The sequence below is a fragment of the Trujillonella humicola genome (assembly GCF_046233715.1).
Classification (GTDB): Bacteria; Actinomycetota; Actinomycetes; order Mycobacteriales; family Geodermatophilaceae; genus Trujillonella; species Trujillonella humicola.
The window spans coordinates 1-19940 of record NZ_JBJNRJ010000075.1 but is presented as its reverse complement, the minus strand read 5'-3'; the positions used below and the strand labels follow the sequence as shown (position 1 = coordinate 19940).

General features: G+C 70.8%; 16 protein-coding genes and 2 pseudogenes. 6 read left to right on the top strand and 12 right to left on the bottom strand.

What is annotated here, in order from left to right; genetic code table 11:
* From ACK586_RS23500 to ACK586_RS23485, 4 genes are all read left to right on the top strand, one after another.
* Nucleotides 1–335: transposase (locus ACK586_RS23500; protein WP_409332946.1), on the top strand; the 335-nt coding region annotated here is incomplete at its 5' end.
* Between the two features lie 48 nt (nt 336–383).
* A complete protein-coding gene (locus ACK586_RS23495) occupies nt 384–1529 on the top strand; it encodes a hypothetical protein (RefSeq protein ID WP_409332945.1) in 1146 nt (381 codons plus the stop codon).
* A gap of 7 nt (nt 1530–1536) precedes the next feature.
* On the top strand, nt 1537–2091 hold the full coding sequence (locus ACK586_RS23490) for a hypothetical protein (protein WP_409332944.1): 555 nt from the start codon (nt 1537–1539) through the stop codon (nt 2089–2091).
* Between the two features lie 135 nt (nt 2092–2226).
* Nucleotides 2227–3467 (top strand): IS3 family transposase gene (locus tag ACK586_RS23485; protein ID WP_409332943.1). Its coding sequence is split into 2 segments (ribosomal slippage): nt 2227–2542 and nt 2542–3467, totalling 1242 coding nucleotides; the frame shifts between segments, so codons are not numbered across the junction.
* A 38-nt stretch (nt 3468–3505) separates the two neighbouring features.
* Here the strand turns inward: ACK586_RS23485 and ACK586_RS23480 are convergent.
* The 10 genes and pseudogenes from ACK586_RS23480 to ACK586_RS23435 all read right to left on the bottom strand — a co-directional run.
* A pseudogene (locus ACK586_RS23480) lies at nt 3506–4450 on the bottom strand (PDR/VanB family oxidoreductase); the annotation flags it as partial.
* 59 nt (nt 4451–4509) lie between these two features.
* The gene (locus ACK586_RS23475) at nt 4510–5550 is read right to left on the bottom strand and encodes an oxygenase MpaB family protein (RefSeq protein WP_409332941.1); all 1041 of its coding nucleotides are present in this window, start codon (nt 5548–5550) and stop codon (nt 4510–4512) included.
* 124 nt (nt 5551–5674) lie between these two features.
* Complete coding sequence (locus tag ACK586_RS23470) at nt 5675–6496, bottom strand: mycofactocin-coupled SDR family oxidoreductase (RefSeq protein ID WP_409332940.1); 822 nt, start codon at nt 6494–6496, stop codon at nt 5675–5677.
* Between the two features lie 189 nt (nt 6497–6685).
* Nucleotides 6686–7525 (bottom strand): mycofactocin-coupled SDR family oxidoreductase, encoded by an 840-nt coding sequence (locus tag ACK586_RS23465; RefSeq protein WP_409332939.1) that lies wholly within the window; start codon nt 7523–7525, stop codon nt 6686–6688.
* A 118-nt stretch (nt 7526–7643) separates the two neighbouring features.
* Complete coding sequence (locus tag ACK586_RS23460; protein ID WP_409332938.1) at nt 7644–8240, bottom strand: hypothetical protein; 597 nt, start codon at nt 8238–8240, stop codon at nt 7644–7646.
* Between the two features lie 79 nt (nt 8241–8319).
* The gene (locus ACK586_RS23455) at nt 8320–9219 is read right to left on the bottom strand and encodes a fumarylacetoacetate hydrolase family protein (RefSeq protein WP_409332937.1); all 900 of its coding nucleotides are present in this window, start codon (nt 9217–9219) and stop codon (nt 8320–8322) included.
* Nucleotides 9220–9245: 26 nt separating this feature from the next.
* Nucleotides 9246–10430: an FAD-dependent monooxygenase gene (locus tag ACK586_RS23450; protein ID WP_409332936.1), complete on the bottom strand. Its 1185-nt coding sequence runs from the start codon at nt 10428–10430 to the stop codon at nt 9246–9248.
* Nucleotides 10427–11473 (bottom strand): cupin domain-containing protein, encoded by a 1047-nt coding sequence (locus ACK586_RS23445; RefSeq protein ID WP_409332935.1) that lies wholly within the window; start codon nt 11471–11473, stop codon nt 10427–10429. Before ACK586_RS23445 ends, ACK586_RS23450 begins: the two co-directional genes overlap by 4 nt.
* 147 nt (nt 11474–11620) lie before the next feature.
* Complete coding sequence (locus ACK586_RS23440; protein ID WP_409332934.1) at nt 11621–12739, bottom strand: aromatic ring-hydroxylating dioxygenase subunit alpha; 1119 nt, start codon at nt 12737–12739, stop codon at nt 11621–11623.
* 149 nt (nt 12740–12888) lie between these two features.
* A complete protein-coding gene (locus ACK586_RS23435) occupies nt 12889–14226 on the bottom strand; it encodes a PucR family transcriptional regulator (protein ID WP_409332933.1) in 1338 nt (445 codons plus the stop codon).
* Between the two features lie 242 nt (nt 14227–14468).
* Here ACK586_RS23435 and ACK586_RS23430 point away from each other — a divergent pair, with 242 nt between their 5' ends.
* Both ACK586_RS23430 and ACK586_RS23425 read left to right on the top strand, forming a co-directional pair.
* Nucleotides 14469–15911, top strand: a complete 1443-nt coding sequence (locus ACK586_RS23430) for an aldehyde dehydrogenase (protein ID WP_409332932.1) — start codon at nt 14469–14471, stop codon at nt 15909–15911.
* Nucleotides 15912–15923: 12 nt separating this feature from the next.
* Nucleotides 15924–16940 carry a hypothetical protein gene (locus ACK586_RS23425; RefSeq protein WP_409332931.1) on the top strand — a complete coding sequence of 339 codons (1017 nt, stop codon included), beginning with the start codon at nt 15924–15926 and terminating at the stop codon, nt 16938–16940.
* Between the two features lie 536 nt (nt 16941–17476).
* On the opposite strand, the gene ACK586_RS23420 is transcribed toward ACK586_RS23425, so the two are convergent.
* Together ACK586_RS23420 and ACK586_RS23415 are read right to left on the bottom strand one after the other, a co-directional pair.
* Entirely contained in the window at nt 17477–18376 is a 900-nt protein-coding gene (locus ACK586_RS23420) for a MarR family winged helix-turn-helix transcriptional regulator (RefSeq protein ID WP_409332930.1), read from the bottom strand.
* A gap of 455 nt (nt 18377–18831) precedes the next feature.
* Nucleotides 18832–19833 (bottom strand): annotated as a pseudogene (locus ACK586_RS23415) (porin PorA family protein); the annotation flags it as partial.
* Nucleotides 19834–19940: the final 107 nt, after the last annotated feature.

Below are 19940 nucleotides of genomic sequence, written 5' to 3'. Positions count from 1 at the left end.
GAGCCGGATGCTCGGGAACGGGCACGTCCGGTTCGGAGGGCGGCCCGGGGAAACGGACCAGCCGCGAGGCTGGCACCGCGCCCCGGGTCGACCCCTACCAAGAGCGGCTCAACCGGGAGATCCGCCGGCGCACCGACGTGGTCGGCATCTTTCCCGACCGCGACGCCCTCATCCGGCTCGTCGGCGCCGTGCTGGCCGAGCAGCACGACGAGTGGACCGAAGGCCGCCGCTACCTCGGCCTCGACGTCCTGGCCCGCTGCCGGCTCCGCCCGGTCACCGACGACACCACCGAGGAGGTGACCACCTCGACCGGCATCCCGGCGCTCAGCGCCTGACCCGAACCGAAGATCACGCGGTCGCCGTCACACACCATGCCCCGGGGCTTGACCCTCAACTACGCCGACTTGTTCGGCGACGCCTACGCAGCCCAGGCAGCGTCACTGGTAACGACGATCCACGGTGTGATGGGCGATAAGCAACTCGGTCCAGCGGCAGCCTTGGAAGCCGTTGAACAGGCGACAGCCGCTGACCGCGCCAACCTGTTGAAGCGTCTGACCAAGGAGATGCTGGTCGACCCTGCGCGTCGTATCGAGCTGGACGACCTGGTGTCGCAGGAAGTCCAGCGCATCTTGAAGGTGATCAGCGACCCCGAGAGGGTGGCCGGGCCCTTCGGCGGAACCAGTGACGAGCAGGTGGTGCGGCTCGCTACCGAGGCGCAGGAGCTGTTCGAACTGACCGAGCCCTTCTGCGCGTCGCTCCAGGTCGCGGCGCGCTGGGGGTCGCCAGACGCGCTGGCGCCTTGGGCAAGCGGGATTCGTGCGTTCGTGCAGGCGGCCAGCAAGACTCAAGCCGGCGTCCAAGGACTACTCGCGCTTCGGCACCTTCCAGGCATGGTGTCGGTGATGACCGCTGGGCTGGCCTGTGTGGCGAGTCGGCGCTGGGGAAACCTCAAGGCATTGGTGGTTGACAGCACTATCCGCGACCGGTACGAGGGCAAGCCTCTCGCCTTGTTGGAGGCAACAGACCCGTACAAGCCGTTCGACCACGGAGATTGGACGACCAACACGCTCGCGCGTGCTGCGCAGTCCGGCAAGTCGCTCGGCGAGGCCCTGGAGGAACTCACCCAGAATCAGGCGGGAAAGTTCCATACCCCGGTTGCGGAGTGGCTCTTCACCATGCTGCGGCCTGTCTTCAAGGATCAGCTGCCGGACGACGACGCCTATGGCGCCGAGTTCGACCGGGCCGAGGTTGTGCTGGGCGTGCTCGCCCAGGACGCCGTCAATGTGCGCATCGCCGCTTCGCCTGACGGGGGCTGGGGCGGGCGCTCTCACTGGTTCGGTAGGTCGACCTGGCGAGCGGCCCACGACCACGGCGACCCGGTGTACGACCTGCAGCACGAGCTGGCCACAGAGGGAGCGACGTGGGGACCTTTGCGGGGTGAACTCTTCGGTGGCGAGGTCGACCGGGCCAAGGCGGCGCTGGACGACTACGCGGAGATCTTCGCGAAAATCGCCAGCCAGCGCTTCTAGGGTCGGAATGGAAGTCATCGCGCTGATCGTGTCCGCGCTCTCGCTGGCAGTCGCTGCCGTGGGGACCACGCTGGCGAATAGGCGTGCCAACGAGGCACTTGCCGAGTCCCGCAAGGCGGCGGCCAGCGCCCTCTGGTCCGGCGTGCAGGAGGCGGTCCAACGATTGGTCGGCTTTGACCCGACGACGGAGCCCGTCGGCGAGCGCCTCGCCAACCTCCGGATCGCGATGATCGCGTTGGTGGATGGGCTGCCCGACTGGGCCGGTTTGGACACGTGGCTAGAGGCCGAACGGGCACTTGGTGCGGTGCTCGGACGGCAGGTCATGGAGGAGGCGAAGCCGCAAGACTCGGTGGACGAGCGGCTGCTGGCTCTCGACCCGTACCTGCGCTGGGCGCAGGTGTTGGGGCATAACCTGCGTCGGTTCAGAGCCGTCGGCTACGACGCCGCCGCTGCCGCGGAGCTCCGGAGGCACGCCGAGAACCAACTGAAGGAGATCTCGCAAGCCAACGGTTGGCCGCTGCCGCCGACAACCATCCCCGGCCTGAAGGCGCTCGATGATTAATCGCTGGTGGACGTGCTGGGCACAGTCGGCATCGCGTCCCCGTCCGTCGGCTGTTCTCGCCCCTACGGGACCTGACCCCGATCAGTGGACACGCTGAACCCAGGCCGAGCCTGGAGGAAGCGAGATGATCGGCTCGTGGTGCGGAAGGTGTACTCGGAGGAGTTCCGCCGGGATGCGGTGGAGCTGTACCGGACGACGGAGGGGTCGACGGTGGCGTCGATCGCCGCCGATCTGGGGATCATGGACACGACTCTGTCTGCCTGGTTGAAGGCGGCCGGGGTGCCGGTGAGGGGCCGCTACCCCCGGCCGGACGGCGGGCCCCCACCACCGGGGGACGAGTCGGCCGATGCCGAGCTGGCCCGGCTGCGCGCCCGGGTGGCGGAGCTGGAGGCCAACGAGCGCAAGCTTGGCGCCGAGCGGGACATCCTGCGGGCGGCGGCCAAGTATTTCGCCGGGGAGACGCGCTGGTGACCCGCTTCCAGTTCGTCGCCGACCACCGGAACGCCTTCGAGGTGAAGCGGATGTGCCAGCTGCTGGAGGTCTCCCGCGGCTCGTTCTACGCGTGGGCGGCAGCCGCCGACGCCCGGGCCGCCCGGGCCGCGGCCGACGAGCGACTCGCTGAGCGGATCCGGGCGGTGCACGCCGAGCACCGGGACAACCGGGCCTACGGGGCGCCGCGGATCACCGCCGAGCTCAACGACGGCGCCGGTGACGACGAGCGGGTGAACCACAAGCGGGTGGCCCGGGTGATGGCCGAGCACGGCATCGCCGGGATCCGGCTGCGCCGCCGGGTGCGCACCACGATCCCGGAGCCGGCCGACGAGCAGGTGCCTGACCTGCTGGAACGCGACTTCACCGCCGACGCCCCGAACGTCAAGTACGTCGGGGACATCACCTACCTGCCCTGCGCCGACGGCAGCAACCTGTACCTGGCGACGGTGATCGACTGCTTCTCCCGCCGGCTGGTGGGCTGGTCGATCGCCGACCACATGCGCACCGACCTGGTCGCCGACGCGCTGCTCGCGGCCGCCGCGACCCGCGGCAGTCTGGCCGGGGCGATCTTCCACGGCGACCGCGGGGCGCAGTACACCTCCCGGGCCTACGCCGCCCTGTGTGACCGGCTCGGCGTGGTCCGGTCGATGGGCGCGGTCGGCTCGAGCGCGGACAACGCGCTGGCCGAGTCGTTCAACGCCACCCTCAAGCGCGAGACGATGGCCGGCGCGGCCAGCTGGAGCACGCCGGCCGAGGCGCGGCGGGCGGTGTTCGCCTGGGCCACCCGCTACAACACCCGCCGCCGGCACTCCGCCTGCGGCCAGACCAGCCCGAACGACTACGAGGCCCGCCGGGCCCCGGCTACGCTGCCAACCGCGGCGTAGACACCCCACGCGTGTCCAAGATCAGGGGGCAAGGCCCCTCACAGGTCGAGCACCAAGCGAGGGCAGGCCGCGCGGGACACGCAGACGAACATGGTGTCGTGGGCGGACTGCTCGGCGGGCGTCAGGAGCGAGTCACGGTGGTCGACCTGCCCGTCCAGCACAGGTGTCTCGCAGGTACCGCAGGTGCCTTCCTGACAAGAGGAGAGCACCGGGACGCCGGCCTCCTCGAGCACCTCGAGGATGGACCTGTCCGGCGGCACCGCCAGCGTCAGGCCGCTCCGAGCCAGCTCCACCTCGAAGGCGTCGGTGCGCACGGGGTCGCCTAGGTCCTTCGGGCTGAAGCGCTCCATGTGCAGGCTCTCGCCGGGCCAAGCCCGGCAGTGCTCCTCGACGGCCTCGAGCAGCGGCTCGGGACCACAGGCGTAGACCAACGTGGCCGGCCGCGGGGTGTCGAGGATCTTCGAGAGGTCGATCAGGCCGACCTCGTCCTGCGGGTGCAGGATCACGCGGTTGCCCGTGGCGTCTGCCAACTCCTCGAGGAAGGCCATCGACTGGCGGCTGCGCCCGCCGTAGTGGAGTTCCCAGTCAGCGCCGGCCGCCTCAGCGGCCGAGAGCATCGGCAGGATCGGCGTGATGCCGATACCACCGGCGATGAACAGGTATCTCGGTGAGGCCTTCAACTCGAAGTGGTTTCGTGGCCCACTCACCTCGACCGGCGTGCCCGCGACGAGGGTCTCGTGCACTCGCTCGGATCCGCCGCGGCCTGCGGGTTCGCGCAGCACGGCGATCCGCCAGGACCAGCGGTCCGTGGGGTGACCGCACAGCGAGTACTGGCGGACCAGGTCCCCTCCGAGCCGTACGTCGATGTGGGCACCGGGGGTCCAGGCAGGCAGCTCGCCGCCGTCGGGATCCCGGAGCTCGAGGACCGCGACGCCTGCTGCGCCGATCGTCCGTGAAGCCACCTCCAGGCGCAGCTCGACCTCGTCATGCGTGCTCTGCACAGCAGGCACTCCCTTCTGCGGACTCAGGTCGGACTCACCGGTCAGTGACGAACCACTGCAGCCAGGTGTGGGCAGGCCGAGGGCCCTGCCGGAACATCGCTGCCGGCACGGCCGCGTGAGAGGCTTCTGTGCACTGCCGTGTCCACCGGGCTGGGGGCTCCCCTCCCGATGGAGGCCAGGCGACGGCGGCGGTCGGTGTAGCTCTCCGGGTTGTCGGGCAGGACCCGGATCGAGAGCAGCATCATGACCTTCATGGTCCGCCGCGCCAGCCACGCGAGGGCCGCCGGCGGTGGCTCGATGGCGTGCGCGCGCATGACGTGCGGCGACATGAATGCGGTGACCAACGCCCGGCCGAAGAAGTGCAGGGGACGGGGGAACCACGTCGTGGCGAAGTGCTCGATCTCCGCGGTGGTGGCCTGGTGGCCTGGCTGGTGGACCGGCCACGGACGGGCCTGGTACTCCTCGACGTAGGTGACCATGCCGTCGAAACTGTCCGGGAAGGGCTCGAGGTTCGTCACCGGGCTGCCGTCGGGCATCGTGAATTGTTCGGCGATGCCGGCCCAGAGTCGGTGCATCGCCGCCTTCTGCTTGTCGGTCAGACCGGGTAGGCCCAGCGACGTGGTGGCGGTCTCCACGAGCGTCGCGTTGAGACAGAGGATGTAGACGTAGTCGTCGGCGTTGGCGAAGCCGTCGGGGAACTCGCGCGCGAAGTGAGCGTGGTACTTGTTCACCATCCCGACGGACTTCCTCGTGGCCTCGGCGTCGGACCCGTGCTCGAACCACGTCAGCATGTGGTCGACCGAGTCGTCGCGGCGCTTGGCCGCCTGCGTGACGTACTTGCCCGTTCCATGCCGGTAGACGGCGTCGATGACCGCCGGGGCGATCCCGGCCCCCGGCGTGCCCACCGAGTAGAACCAGTGCAACTGCATGTCGTTGAGCCGGTAGAGAGTGCTCAACCGGACGATTTCGGCGTGGTCGGTCTCGACGTCGAGGCGTTCGATCCGCTCGTCGAGCCACTTGCGGCGAGAGGTCAGTGTGTTGCGCCCGGCTCGTCGTCCGGTCGTGAAACGGTTGGTGCTCATCGGGACCCTTCCTGTGGGGGAGACAGGTGGCCGGTCCGAGCGGGCGGCACCTGAGCGGGATGTCACGGAGTGGCGGTGGTTCCTCGGTCACCGTGCGACCGGCCGGCACGTGGTGCGGGCCTCGTCAGCGGGCGAGCCACCCGGCGTCGACCGGCAGCGCGACACCGGTGATGTAGCGGGCGGCGGGGGAGGCGAGGAACAGGCAGGCGTTGCTGATGTCGACCGGCTCCACCCAGGGCACGGGGAGCAGGTGGAGCTGGGGGAGGACCTCCGCCAGGTCCGCTCGCCCCGGTGAGTCCTTGTCGGGGAGGAAGAGGTCGTACATCGTCTGGTTCTGCACCATCGCGGTGTCCGTGGTCGTGGGCAGCACCGCGTTGACCCGGATGCCCTCCGGTCCCAGTTCGATCGCCAGGGCCTGCATCAACCCGACCACCCCGTGCTTCGCCGCGGAGTAGTGCGCGAGGTTGGCGCCGGCCCGGCGGGACGCGGTCGACCCCGTGAGCACGATGCTGCCGCCGCCGCGCAGGTGCGGGAGGCCCGCCCGGACCGTGTGGAACACCCCCGTCAGGTTGATGTCGACGTTGTCCTGCCAGACCTCGTCGCTCATCTCGCGGACCGGTGAGAAGCTGGCGACTCCCGCGTTGGCCAGGATGACGTCCAGGCCGCCGAGCTCCGCCGCTGCCTCGACCACGGACGACCGCATGGCCGACCCGTCCCGGACGTCGACCTGGCGCGCGATGATCCGCCGGTCGAGCGCCTCCACCGCGCGTACGGTCTCGGCCAGGTCCTCCGGCTCGGTCAGGGGGTAGGGGACGCTCTCCACCGGGCCGCACCGGTCGAGCGCGACGACGTCGGCACCCTCCTCGGCGAAGCGGATCGCGTGTGAGCGCCCCTGCCCGCGAGCCGCCCCGGTGACGAGGACGACCTTGCCGTCCATGAGTCCCATGTCAGCGCACCGCCTGCACGGTCGCAGCACCGTCGACGGAGCTCGCAACGGGTCGCCGTCCTCGCATCCGGCGCCTCTGGCCCACGTCGGTCGTCTCCCTCATCCTGTGCTCCTCGTCCTGCGGGTCGGGTCGGTGTCTGATCGGTCCGGTCTCGGCGTGGCGATGGGTGCTGCGCGGTGCGCCGTAGCTCACTTGATCGCGAAACCGCCGTCGACGGGGAGCGCGACCCCTGTGACGTGGCGGGCCTCGTCGGAGACGAGCCACAGCACGGCGTCGGAGATCTCGCGCGGGTCCAGTGGTCCGCCGGGCATGAGGTTGCTCATGGCCTCGGCTACCGCGGCCGTGGTGTTGCTCAGGAAGGCGCGCATGGCGTCGTTGTCGATCATCGGGGTGGCCACCCCGCTGGGATGGACGGAGTTCACCCGGATCTCGTGCGGCGCCAACCACGTGGCGAAGTTGCGCATCAGCCCGACGAGGGCGTGCTTGGCCGCGACATAACCTTCGGTCCCGGCGAAGTCCGTGCCCAGTGGCTTGAGCCCCGCGGCCGAGCTGGTGACGACGATGGCACCGCCCTCGCCCTGGTCGATGAGCTGGGGGGCGGTCAGTTTCACCGTCCGCCAGACGCCGGTGAGGTTGATGTCCAGCACGTCCTGCCAGGTGCGCTCACCCGGGGTGATGTCGGGGCCGACGGGCGCCACACCGGCGTTGGCCAGCACGATGTCCAGCTGGCCGAAGGAATCCAGGCCGTCGTCGAGGGCCTGACGCATCGCGGCGCCGTCGCGGACGTCGGCCACGCGAGCGAGGATCCTGCCGCCGACGGCTTCGACAGCGCGCACCGTCTCGGCGAGGTCCGCCTCGGTGGCCAGGGGGTAGGGGATCGAGTCGACCGGGGCACAGATGTCCACGGCGATGACCGCGGCCCCCTCCTCTGCCAACCGCACCGCGTGGCTGCGGCCCTGACCCCGCCCGGCGCCGGTGATGAAGGCGACCTTGCCCGCAACCCGTCCGGGGCCTCTGTCGGTGGTCATGCGTGTTCTCCTCGGTCCTGGGCGTATCCCGTCGTCACTGCGACGGCGGCTCGCTCGGGGGTCCCGCGAGCCGATGGTCTGGGTCGGCGGTGCCGCCGGAGGCGGCACCGCCGATACGTCAGTCGCGCAGCCAGTCCGGTCCAGGACCGTCGAGGATGGGGTTCAGCGCGGCGGAAGCGGCTTCCTGCGTGACGAACTGGCTCTCGTCGATCTGGTGCACCACCCGCGTGGCCGTGTTCTCGTAGACGTGCTCGCCCTTGAGCAGGCAGTTCTCGTCGTACGGCCAGAACGACCCGTACCAGTGCTCGAGCTGGAAGTAGCCCTCGGGGTCGTCGACGTCGATGCCCATCGCCTGCAGCTGGTGCCCGCGCAGATGATTGCCGAAGTACGACTCCAGGGAGAGACCCCAGTCCGCGACGGCGATGCGCTCCTCGAGGGGCCCGAAGACGGTCGCGCCGGATGCGGCGAAGGCCTCGTAGAAGCCTGCCACCTGGTCGCGGCCGCGGAGGTGGAGCCCCTGTCCGCCGTCGAACAGCCGGTACTCCGGCACCTCCACGAGCATGCCGGGACCGAGGATCTCCTTCCAGCGGCCGGCGATCTCGAGCATCGCGTGCCGTCGGTAGTTCTTCAGCATCGCGCGGTGCCGGGGGTTCTCGGTCACCTTGAGCAGTTCGTCGGGGGAGTTGCACACGTCCACGGGGTCGAAGATCTTCATCGGTCTTCCTCTCGGTTGTGGAGCGGGACGGCGGTGAGCGGGCAGGGGTGGACGCGAGGCGGGGCCTCGAGAGGTCCGGTCAGGCGGGGGTCCGCTCGAAGACGGGGGTGAGCTCGGTCGGGGGCTTGGGGCCCTTGTCCTTGCCGAGGGTGGGGCAGGCGACGGCGCCCTCGGCGGTCACCGTGACTCCGAGCCGGCCGACGTTGGTGATCTCGACGACGACCTCCTCGCCGTCGTGGACCTGCCCGACGCCGGCCGGGGTGCCGGTGGTCACGATGTCGCCGGGCTCGAGGACCATCACGGAGCTGACGTAGGAGATGAGCGCGGGCACACCCCAGATGAGGTCCCGGATGTCGGCGCGCTGCCGCAGCGTCCCGCCCACCCAGGTGTGCAGCTCCAGCTCCTCCAGGGGCCCGACCTCGTCCGGCGTCACCAGGTGCGGGCCAACAGGGGTGAAGGTGTCGAAGCTCTTCCGGACCGACCGGTCCTCGCCCCCGCGCATCGTCATGTCGAGCAGGCACGTGTAGCCGGCGACGTGGTCCAGGGCGCGCGCGGTCGGCACATGGCTGGCGCGGCGGCCGATGACGACGGCGAGCTCGCCCTCCTGGTCGAAGCGGCGGTCGTCGTACGGCAGCCGGACGGTCGCGCCGTCGCCGATCAGGGAGCTCGGGGCCTTGAGGAAGACACCGAGCGCGTCGATGTGGCTGTCCTGGGTCATCTCGAACTGGTGGTCGGCGTAGTTGACCGGAGCCGCCACGATCTTGGTCGGGTCGGGGACCGGGGCCAGTAGACGGGGCCCCGGCAGGGCCGGCCCGTCGATGCGGAGGTCGCCGAGGTCGGCCCCGGACGCCAGCAGCCGGCGCATCGGCCCCCCGGCACCGTCCGCGGGGACCTGGCTCGTGACGTCGACGATGCCGGACTCGGTGACGACGCCGACGCGATGGGCCCCGGCGGGATCGAGGAAGGTGCAGAGCTTCATGGGGTCTCCAGGTGCGAGTTCGGCGGTCAGGCGGGGGACTCGGCGTAGAGCCAGTCGACGTCGCTGTAGTCGTCGTCGGCCCGCGAGCGGAACACCCGGTCGCGCAGTGCGATGGCGAGCGGGTCGGTGAGGTGCCAGATCTCGGCCCACGGCCGGGCAGCACGCTGGCAGCGGGTGGTGCGGGGGAGTCGGGCCTCCTCGTAAGCGGCCAGTGCCTTGTCGACGTCGTCCGGGTGCTCGGCGAGCACGTCGGCGAGGCAGACGGCGTCCTCCAGCGCCTGGCAGGCGCCCTGGCCCAGGACCTGGAGCATGGGGTGGGCCGCATCCCCCATGAGGGCCACCCGACCGCGGACGTAGGAGTCGAGCGGCTCGCGATCGAACAGCGGCCAGTGCCGGGCCCGGGACACCGCGGCCGCGCTGATCCGGACCGGCTCCACCGTGCCCGCGTACACGGCGTCGAGCTCCTCGGGTGTGCCCCACTCCCCGGCGCCGCTGGCGAAGCTCTCGCTGTGGAAGACGGCGACCTGGTTGTAGAGGGCACCGGCGCGGACGGGGTACTGCATGAGGTGCATCCGCGGCCCGACCCACAGCACGACGTCGTTGGCCTCGACGTCGGTGGCGACCTCCTCGATCGGCTGGGTGCCGCGGTAGGCCACGTAGCCGCTGCAGACCGGCTCGTCGTCACTGAACAGTCGGCGCAGCCTGGACCGGAGCCCGTCCGCGCCGACGACGACGCCGGCGCGGTAGACGGTTCCGTCGGCACAGGTGACGGCGGCCGTACCGTCGCCGAGCTCGACGTCCACGACGGTGCGGTCGTTCTCGAGCGTGATCAGCGGCTCGGCGGTGCAGGCGTCGAGGAGGATCTGCAGCAGGTCGCTGCGGTGCATGACCACGTACGGGAACCCGTACCGGCGCCGGTAGGTCTCACCGAGCGTCAGCCCGGTGAGCTTCTCCCCGGTCGTGGCGTCCCGCATGATGGCGCGCTGAGGGTGGACGGCGACCTGCTGTACCGCCTCCAGGACGCCCAGCCGGTGCAGCACCCGGGTCGCGTTCGCACCGACCTGGAGGCCGGCCCCGATCTCGGTGAACTCGGCGGCCTGCTCGATGAGGTGGACCGGTGTCCCCGTCCGGGCGATGGCCAGCGCCGCGGCCAGCCCGCCGATGCCGCCCCCGACGACCAGCAGGGGGACGCTGCGCTCGGTGGTGCTCACGGGACCTTCTCCTCTCGGTAGAGCCCCAGGGCGTCCAGCACGGGGGCGTCGCTGGTGCTGAAGACGTCCAGCTGGTCCCGGGCCTCCAGGTGCCAGGTCGTCCAGGAGGGGATCGCGAGGATGTCGCCGGGAGCGACGTCGAAGCGGCGGTCCCCGATGACCGCGACACCGTCACCCCGGAAGACGGTGGCCACGCGGGACCCCGTCTGGCGTAGACGAGGGGACCGGCTGCCGGCCAGGACGCGGTGGGCCTCGCACCTCATTGTCGGCATCACGTCGGTGCCGCGGGTGGGGTCGACGTAGGTCATCGTCGCCGCCGGGGCTCCGGTGACGTCCAGGCGGCGGGTCAGCGCCCGGTCGGTGTCGGCCCATCGGTAGGCCAGCAGAGGGGAGTGGCGTGGTGACGTGCGCTCGGCGGGCGGGGGGAGCAGTCCGGCTCCGCCGTAGCTCCGCTCCGCCCTCGACACGGGGTCGGTGAGGCGCTCGGTCACCTCGGACGAGCCTTCCTCGAAGAAGACCGCCTCGAGGGCGGCGACCACGGGGAGGTCGAGGACGTCCATCCACAGCATCGGCTGGTCGGTCGAGTTGTGGTGCTCGTGGTAGTTCCAGCTGGGAGTGAGGACGAGATCCCCGGCCGACATCGCCACCGGGTCGCCGTCGACGAGGGTCCACACGCCGGAGCCCTCGAGGACGAAGCGGAGCGCGGCCGGGGTGTGCCGGTGCGCCGGGGCGACCTCGTGGGGGCCGAGGTACTGCACGGCCGCCCAGAGTGTGGAGACGGCGTAGGGAGCGCCGTCGAGTCCGGGGTTGGCGCAGGCGAGCACCCGCCGGTCACCCCCGCGGTCGATGGGCACCAGCTGCCCGGCTCTCTCTCCGAGCGCCCTCAGGTCCTTCGCCGACCACCGGTGGGGAACGGAGCGCACGGTCGGCGTCGGCGTGAGCAGACCCTTGAGCTCCCACAGCGGCTGCAGCTGCTGCTCCTCCATGTCCCGGTAGAGGAGCTCGAGGTCGGGTTCGGGCGAGGCGAATCGACGCGTCGTCATGGGACCTCCGGGGTGACAGCTCGTCGGTGGACGAGGGGGTGCGGCGTCATGGACGTCAGTCCGTGTCCGTACCGCGAGGCATCCGTTGCGGGCCGGTGGTGGGGGTACGCGTGGATCGCCATGGGTTCCGGAGCAGGGATCGGACGGTCAGCCGTCGAGGGCCGTGGCGCGCTCGGTCCAGGCCCGAGCGGCGGCGCGAGTGGCGGTGTCGGTGAACCGGTCCTGTGCGCGGGCTCCTGCCGCGCTGCCCTCGGCGGCGAGCATCTTCTCGATGATCTTCCGGGACTGGAGCGGGCCGGCGTCGACCTTGATGTTCAGCTCGAGGGGGTACGAGGGTTCCCAGGAGGCGATGATGTGCTCGATCGCCTCGCAGGCCTCGATGTCCTGGCGGAAGACCCCCGCCACGGCGGTGAGGGTGTAGTCCGTGACCGATTGGTCCCCGACGGCGTAGTCGCGTGACACGGACCAGAAGTAGTGAGTGGTCGTGCGCGTTTCCGGCGTGATGGCGTGCATGGTCTTCTGCCGGGCCATGCGCGAGTCGTCCCCGTCGCTCGACGGCTTCAACGTCGTGGTGGTGATGTGGAAGGCGGGCGCGAAGAACTGGGCGATCTGCTGCCGGTCGATGGAGCCCTCGATGCCGGTGACCTTCGTGAAGAACGGTGGGCAGGCGACCTGCGGCATCTCTCGCCGCACGGTCACCGAGCGATCGTCATGGGCGACGTCGACGGGGATCTCGGCGATCTCCGGGGAGCCGATCGAGTCCGGGTGCAGGAAGGACAGGTGGGAGAGGTCGAGCAGGTTCTCGTTGAGCAGTTGGGCCCGGGCGTCCATGTGCAGGGTGCCGCCTGCGGTCGACCACCCGTCGGCGGTGTACCAGTGGTGGTCGGGGATCTGCTGGGCGTCGGCTGCGTCCGGGTCGCCCATCCAGATCCACAGCAGTCCGTGCCCCTCGACCAACGGGAACGTCTGGACGCGGACCCGGTCGGAGATCCGGGAGGAGCCGGGGATCCGGACGCAGCTGCCGTCGGGGGCATAAGTGAGCCCGTGGTAGCCGCACTCGATCCGGTCGCCGCGCAGCCGGCCCATCGACAGGGGCATCTGGCGGTGCACGCAGCGGTCGACCATCGCCACCGGGGTCCCGTCCTCGGTGCGGTACATGACGACGGGGTCGCCCAGGAGGAAGCGCGGGAAGAGACGCCCCTCCTCCAGCTCCGCGCTGCGGGCAGCCACGTACCAGGCGTTACGGGGGAACTCGTCGGGATACACGGGCGGACCCTCTCCTGAAGCGACGACATCGAGATAGTCCGTGTACGAACTATTACAAGGAGGTTAATCACCCCGTGGGAGGTGTGTCAACGTCTGCTCGCACCGAGTTCACGACGGGCGGTCGATCCGCTGTGCACCTCCGACCGGCTTCAGCGTCCGCCGACGTCGGGGTCCACCTCCAACACCAGCGTCCCGAAGTGCTCCACGAGCGTGAACGCGGCGAGGACCTCCTCGGCCCGCTCGCTCACCGGGTGGCCGAGGAGCTGCTCGACGCGGCGCAGTCGGTAGACCACCGTGTTGCGGTGGACGTGCAGCGCGTTCGCGGCGGCCAGCAGGCTGGCGTTTCCGCGCAGGTAGGCCGCGAGGGTTCGGCGGAGGTCGTCGAACCCGGTTCCGGCCCCGGCGAGGGGGCCGAGATGGTCCCGCACGAAGCGCCGCGCCTGGTCCATGTCCGCGGCCAGGAGCACGGCCAGATCCGCGTCGCCGTACCGGACCAGCGCGCTCCCGCCGGCAGCCGGCTGGGGCAGCCGGTCCGCAGCCCGGGCGTCGAGGTGGCTGTCGCGGAACCCCCGGGGGCCACGTCGCGGGAGTCCGAGGGCGAGCCGCTGCCCGGCGGCATCCAGAACAGGACGGAGTTCGTCCAGCCGGGTCGAGTCCAGGCGGCGGGGATGGCTGGCCCAGAGCCAGACGGTGTCGTCCGTGGCCTGGTGGACGAAGGTCGTGGCGGCTCCGGTCAACCGCGCGACGCGTGTGGCCGAGTCCTGCGCGACCGTCGTCCCCTGGGGAGCGGGGGCGCGCAGCACGAGGGCGAGATGGACGTGCTCGACGTCGAGCCCCAGCACTGAGCGGCACTCCCTGGCATCGACGGGAGAGCCCTCGAGCAGGAGCTCGACGAGTCGGCGGCGCCGGGCCGCCGCTCCGCTCAACTGCTGTTCCCGCTCCTGCAGCCATCCGGCGATGAGCGAGTCGACTGCGGTGTCCACGTGCCGGGCCACGACGAGGGCCACCGCGGAGAGCACGTCCGGCGGCGCTGCGTCGGAGAAGGCGGTCAGCAGCGCCTCCGTCCACTGCGCCTGGCCGCGACGCATCTCCCGGACGACGCGGTCGAAGGGGAGTCCGCGCGCCACGGCGTCACGCGCGATCGTCGCGAGCGCCGGCAGGCCTGCCTCTGGGGCGGCGCTGTCCGCGAGGTCGTGCAGGACGCCGAGCAGCATGCCCATGGCGGCGTCCGTGATCTCCCTTCGGGGGAGGTCCGGCTGGTCCGGATTCGCCACCAGGACGGCCGTCGCCGTCTCGTGCGCCCGGTTCCACGCCCACGCGACCGCTCCCGGTCCCACGGCCTCGGTCGCCGCCCAGACCCGAGGTGGCCCGTCCGGCGCGATCGTCGTGGTGGGGTCGGCATGCAGGCCGCGCACGAGGTCCGCCAGTCGGCGGGCCCGCTCGGTCGGCCCGTCAGGCGCCGGGGTGCTCCGGTCCGTGGGCGACATGGTCACCACCTGCTCCCAGCGTCGTGTCGTGTGGCAGGGCCCAGCCGGTTGTGGCGATCCGGCTCCTCGGTGCACGCGGCGTACAAACGCCGGCCGCGATCTCGTACTGCGGAGCCAGTGCCGTCGGTGAATACCGCTGAGACGGTCGTCACAGCGCAGCGTGGGCGTTCGCCCCGCTGCTCACAGCTGCGGCGTACCCCGCCGCACCATCCGCTTTCGAGCGCCCAGAGAGGGGACGCCCTGTGAGCACCCACCACGACACCCTGTTCCTCGCCGGCAAGTTCGTGCCGCCCCACGGCGACCGCACCATCACCGTCGTGTCGCCCAGCACCGAAGAGGTCATCGGCTCGGTGCCGGAGGCGAGCCCGGCCGACGTCGACGTGGCCGTGGCGGCCGCTCGGGCGGCCTTCGACGACCCCTCCGGCTGGTCCTCCTGGGAGCCGGCCGCTCGTGCTGAGGTGCTGGAACGCTTCGCCGACGAGATCGACAAGCGGCAGGAGGACATCCTCACCGCCATCTCGAGCCAGAACGGCATGCCCATCTCGATCGCCCGGCGGTTCGAGGGCGGCTTCTCCTCGCTGCTGCTCCGCTACTACGCCGGTCTGGTCCGGGACCAGGCACCCGAGGAGCGCCGCCCGGGCATGTTGGTCCGCGAGACCATCGTGCGACGCGGCCCGATCGGGGTGGTCGCCGCCATCGTCCCCTGGAACGTCCCGCAGACCCTGACCTTCACGAAGGTCGCGCCGGCCCTTGCTGCCGGCTGCAGCATCGTCGTCAAGCCGTCCCCGGAGACGGTGCTGGACGCCTACGTCGTCGCACAGGCGGCTCAGGCGGCCGGCCTCCCGGCCGGCGTGCTCAGCTACGTCCCGGGTGACCGCGATCTCGGTGCCTACCTGGTGTCGCACCCCGGAGTCGACAAGGTGGCCTTCACGGGATCCACCGCCGGCGGCCGCGCGGTTGCAGAGGCCTGTGCCCGACTCCTGCGCCCGGTCTCGCTCGAGCTCGGCGGCAAGTCCGCGGCCATCGTGCTCGACGACGCCGACCTCGACCTCGCCACGGTCGGGCAGTCGATGTTCGCCGCCACGCTGGCCAACAACGGGCAGGTCTGCTTCCTCGGGACCCGGGTGCTGGCCCCGCGTTCGCGGTACGCCGAGGTGGTCGACGCCTTCGCGGCGATCATGTCCTCGGCACCGGTCGGTGACGCCCTGGACGAGAGCACGCTCATCGGTCCGATGGCCAGCGCGCGGCAGCGAGACCGCGTGCAGGAGTACATCGACCTGGGGGTCGCCTCCGGCGCGCGTCCCGTCGTCGGCGGGGGCCGGGCCGAGGGGCGCGGGTGGTTCGTCCAGCCGACCCTGTTCGCCGACGTGGACAACTCCGACCGCATCGCCCAGGAGGAGATCTTCGGGCCGGTCTTGTCCGTCATCCCCTACGACGGCGACGACGAGGCCGTGCGCATCGCCAACGCGTCCTCCTACGGGCTCGGCGGCACCGTCTGGTCCACCGATCCCGAGCGCGCGCTCTCCGTCGCCGGCCGCGTGCAGACCGGCACCATCGGTCTCAACGGCTACGCCCCCGAGCCGACCGCGCCTTTCGGTGGCGTGAAGGAGTCCGGCATCGGCCGCGAGTTCGGCCCCGAGGGCCTGGCCGCGTACCAGCAGCTCAAGTCGATCTACGTCCCCTGAGGAGGGCGCCCGATGACGACGACCACGCCGGCGCCGAACCAGCACCGGAGCCGCAAGTGGATCAAGCGCCGTATCGACGAGCTTGACCCCGAGGTCGACTACGTGGAGATCTGGCGGCTGACCAGCCTCTACAACCTCAACGACTTCCAGTTCCACTGGTTCTACGCGATCACCTTCCCCTACTTCCTGGTGACCGTGCGCGGCGCCGAGTCGGTGTACCGGGACGGTGCGGGCAAGATGGACCTGCAGGGGACCAAGCGAGTCGACGACACCGTGGACCACATGATGGTCTGGTGGGAGCACGGCCCTCACTCGCCGGCGACGGCGAAGTCGGTGGAGATGATCAACAAGCTCCACACGCACTGGGCGCGCCAGTACCCCGGCTACTTCTCCTACGCCGAGGACTACGTCAACACCCTGTGCTACGAGGCCACCTCGATGCACCTGCTGCAGCGCTCGTTGGGCCTCCCTGGTTACCACGAGAAGCAGCAGGTCGCGGCGCACCGCTTCTGGTCGGAGATGGCTCACCTGTTCACCGTGGAGGACGGGCGCCCGCTGCCCGAGGTCGCCGCGATGCCGGACTCCTTCGACGCGATGGTCGAGTTCCGGCGCCAGTACGACGCTCAGCCGTGGCCGGACAACCCCGCCGGCCGGGCCGCCACGGCGTCCTTCGTTGAGCACTTCGCCACGCGCTGGTTCCCGCGGCCGTTGCACTTCTTCGGCCGGGCGCTGGTGACGTCGTTCTTCGACGAGAACATCCAGCGGTTGCAGGCCATCGCTCCACCTGCGCCTCCGCTGCGGTGGGTCGCTCGCAACCTCATCAAGGTCTTGATCCTGATGACCGAGCACGTGCGGCCTGACGACCGCGAGACGTTTCCCGACCGGCGACGCCGGCTCGTGGCGGAGAAGTCCGCCCGACCGAGCACCGTGGACGTGGCCGTCCACCGTGCCATCGGACGCATCGACGGTGGTTCGGCAGCTCAGTGCCCGCACGCGGCGCTCGCGGGAGTGAGTCGCGGCGCGAGCTGACGCGGGACGCGGCGGCGCTCCCATCGCGGCCGGGGCACAGCGTTCAGCTCCGGTGGGGATACCAGAGGACACGGGACTGACCGGTGTCGAGCACACGGGCGCTCCTCTCGTCGGACCGCTGCCCGGTTTCCGTGTACGAACGAATCATATTCGCGGGCCTCGTCAAGGGGGGACGAGGTCCTGAGGACCGGCCATCAGAGGGCGGCCGGCCACCACGAGGGCGCAGCCAGGACCGAGGACCTCCTACCGCCCCTCCCCGCTCCTGGAGCCGTGGGCTGTCGGCGAGATGGTGAACGACGCCAGGCGCACGGGGTGGCCGTATGCGTTCACCCCACCCGCAGGCGCGGGGGAAGATCGGGGCCGTGCGGAGGCGCTCGCGGTGGCCCATTCGCCGACGTAGGAGGGGCGCGGTCGAGGGAGCCAACGCGTGCTCGTCGGCGTCCACGGGCTCGCGGACCAAGGGGATGAACCGGCACTGCTCGGTCGCGGCGATCCGGCCGAGCAGTGCGGTGCTCGGGGCACGAGCTCTCGGGCGGTCAGTCTCCAGCGAGGCGATCCGCCGGAGAAGCGTCCATGTCCTGATAGGCGACCGCGGCGAGAGCCTCGAGGAAGCCGGTATGCGCCGAGCGGGGGAGCAGGTCCATCAGTTCGGCCTGCACGGCGGCGGCCCCCTCGGTCATCGCCGGCAGGGCCTCCCGACCAGCGTCCGCCAGAACGAGCACCTTGCGCCGGCGATCGGCGTCGTTCGCGACCGCTGCAACGAGTCCTCGTGTGACGAGTCGGTCGACCACCTCGGCGATGGAGGACTTATCGAGGAACGCCTCCTCACCCAGCGTGGACTGATCGCTGGGTTGATTCTGGGCGAGGGCGCAGAGGACGGCGTACTGCGGCCCGGTCAGGGCTCCCTGGAACCGCTGCGTCCACCGGACGGTGTATGCCTGCTGCGCTCGCCGGATCAGGTGTCCGGGAGTCGTGGAGAGCCGGAGGCCCAGGTCTCCCGTCCGCTGTTGCTCCGTCGGCGGACGTCCTTCGTATGCGAGGGTCGCCAGGTCGCGCACCAACCGAGCGGCCTGTCCGGGGTCCAGTGGTGCGAGCAGCGCTGATTGCACCGCGGCTGCGCGTTCGGTCAACGCCTCGAGGGCCGCTCGGGCCGGGCGGCTCAAGTGGAGCACCCTCCGGCGCAGGTCGGCCGGATCGGGCTCGGCGATGATCCAACCGTGGCGGACCAGGCGGCGGACGACGTCCGTGGTGGATGCCTTGTCGAGGGAGGCGAGCGCTCCCACCGTCGTCTGGTCGAGGCCCGGCTGGGCAGCGATGCTCGACAGCACGGCGAACTGGGGTCCCGTCGGCTCGCGGCCGACCAGACGCGACCAGAGCGCGCTGTGCACGCGTTGCGCCCGGCGGATGAGATGCCCTGGCGTGCTGGCGAGTTCCAAGGTCGGGACGGTCGCGCTTGACCGCGGGTCCAGCCGGTGAGCGGTCATCGGCTGGAGTGTCCCATCCCGGCGCGCGGCCGGTCGATCGTCCCAATGGGCGGTGTTGCATCGCTCGTCGCGCCATCGTCCGCGCGGGCTCGGCGCCGAGCTCCGCCGGTTGTCCCTCTCCGGGCCGGTCAGAGCCGTTCCACCACCTGCCGTACGGGCAGGCTCCTCGCTCGACACCGCCTGCGTACTCCGTGTACGGACTAAAAAGGCGGACGTTAGGCGAAACGCCGGGGTGGGACTGTTGTGGGGTCAGTTGACGTCGTTGATGTACGTCGAATGATGGCCCTGAGCTGCACGTATGCCGTCGACCGGGATTGGTACGACCTTCTGCAGCTGCTGGATGTCACCCGTGCCTGAGTGGGCTGCGGACGGGCGGCCCCGGGGAGCCCCGGGCCGCCCGCACCGGCTCAGGCCGGCGTGGCCACGATCGAGCGTTCCGCCGGCGGCGGCGCGTCGATACCGCGGCGCGCCGCGCGCCGCGCCAGGAGCAGGGCGGTGAGCAGCAGCAGTACGCCGAGCACCGCCGCGACGATCGGCAGCACGGTCCCGAGCAGGTCGAGCAGGCTGGCGTTGCTGCCGACGTCGTCCCCCTGCTTCTGGATGTCGTCGTCGGTGGAGTAGATCTGGATCGTCGCGAAGGGCACCTCGACGACCGTCACGCCGAAGTCGAGGGCGCCGGTGATCTCCTGCGTGTTCCCGCCGGCGATGGGGATGCCGAGCTCCCGGTCGGCATCGACGAGCGCCGTTGCCCGGGAGGTCCAGGTGACCGGGATCTCCTCGGGCAGCGAGGGCAGCACCGACGGCAGCGCCGCCAGCAGGTCGGCGGGCAGCACGCCCGCGAGGCCCGGGGCGAGTGCGGCGAGCTGAGCCTTGGGCAGCGTCGCCGGCAGGCCGAGGAGGGACGGATCGGCGAGCTCCCCCTCGGAGACCGACTGATAGCGGTAGACGTCCCGGCCGCCCAGCGTGTCCTCGCCCTCGAAGGTCAGCGGAGCCGACTGCAGCGTCGACTGGTCCCAGTAGTCGTAGGTGCCCTCCGCGGATGACGGGTCGACGGGGAGCCCGAAGACCAGGCCCTCGCTGGAAGTGACGTCGTCGGCGCCGTCCGGGGCAGGGCCGCCCTCGACGGTCTCGCGGTCGACGGCGAAGCGGACCTCGGTGACCGACGGCTCGGCGCCGTCGATGCTGATCTCGTCGGTACGGCGAACGATCGCGGTGTCGCCGTCGACCGACTCGGTCTCGATGTGGCGGATGGCTTCGACCGGGGCGTCCTCCAGCAGGACCTGGGTGCTGCCGCCGGCGAGCACGGCCGGATTGAATCCGTTGTAGGTGCCCGAGAGTTCGACGGTCACGTCGAGGTCCTCGGGCAGCTTGGTGACGTTCGGGACGACGGCGAAGCGTACGACCGCCGCGGCGGCGACTAGGCCGTGTTTGAGAAGTCACCGGAAGGGTCCATCCGGCGTGTTGGTGCCGGGAAATAGGCGAGGCCTCCGGTAGAGGGATCAACGACCAAGAAGAC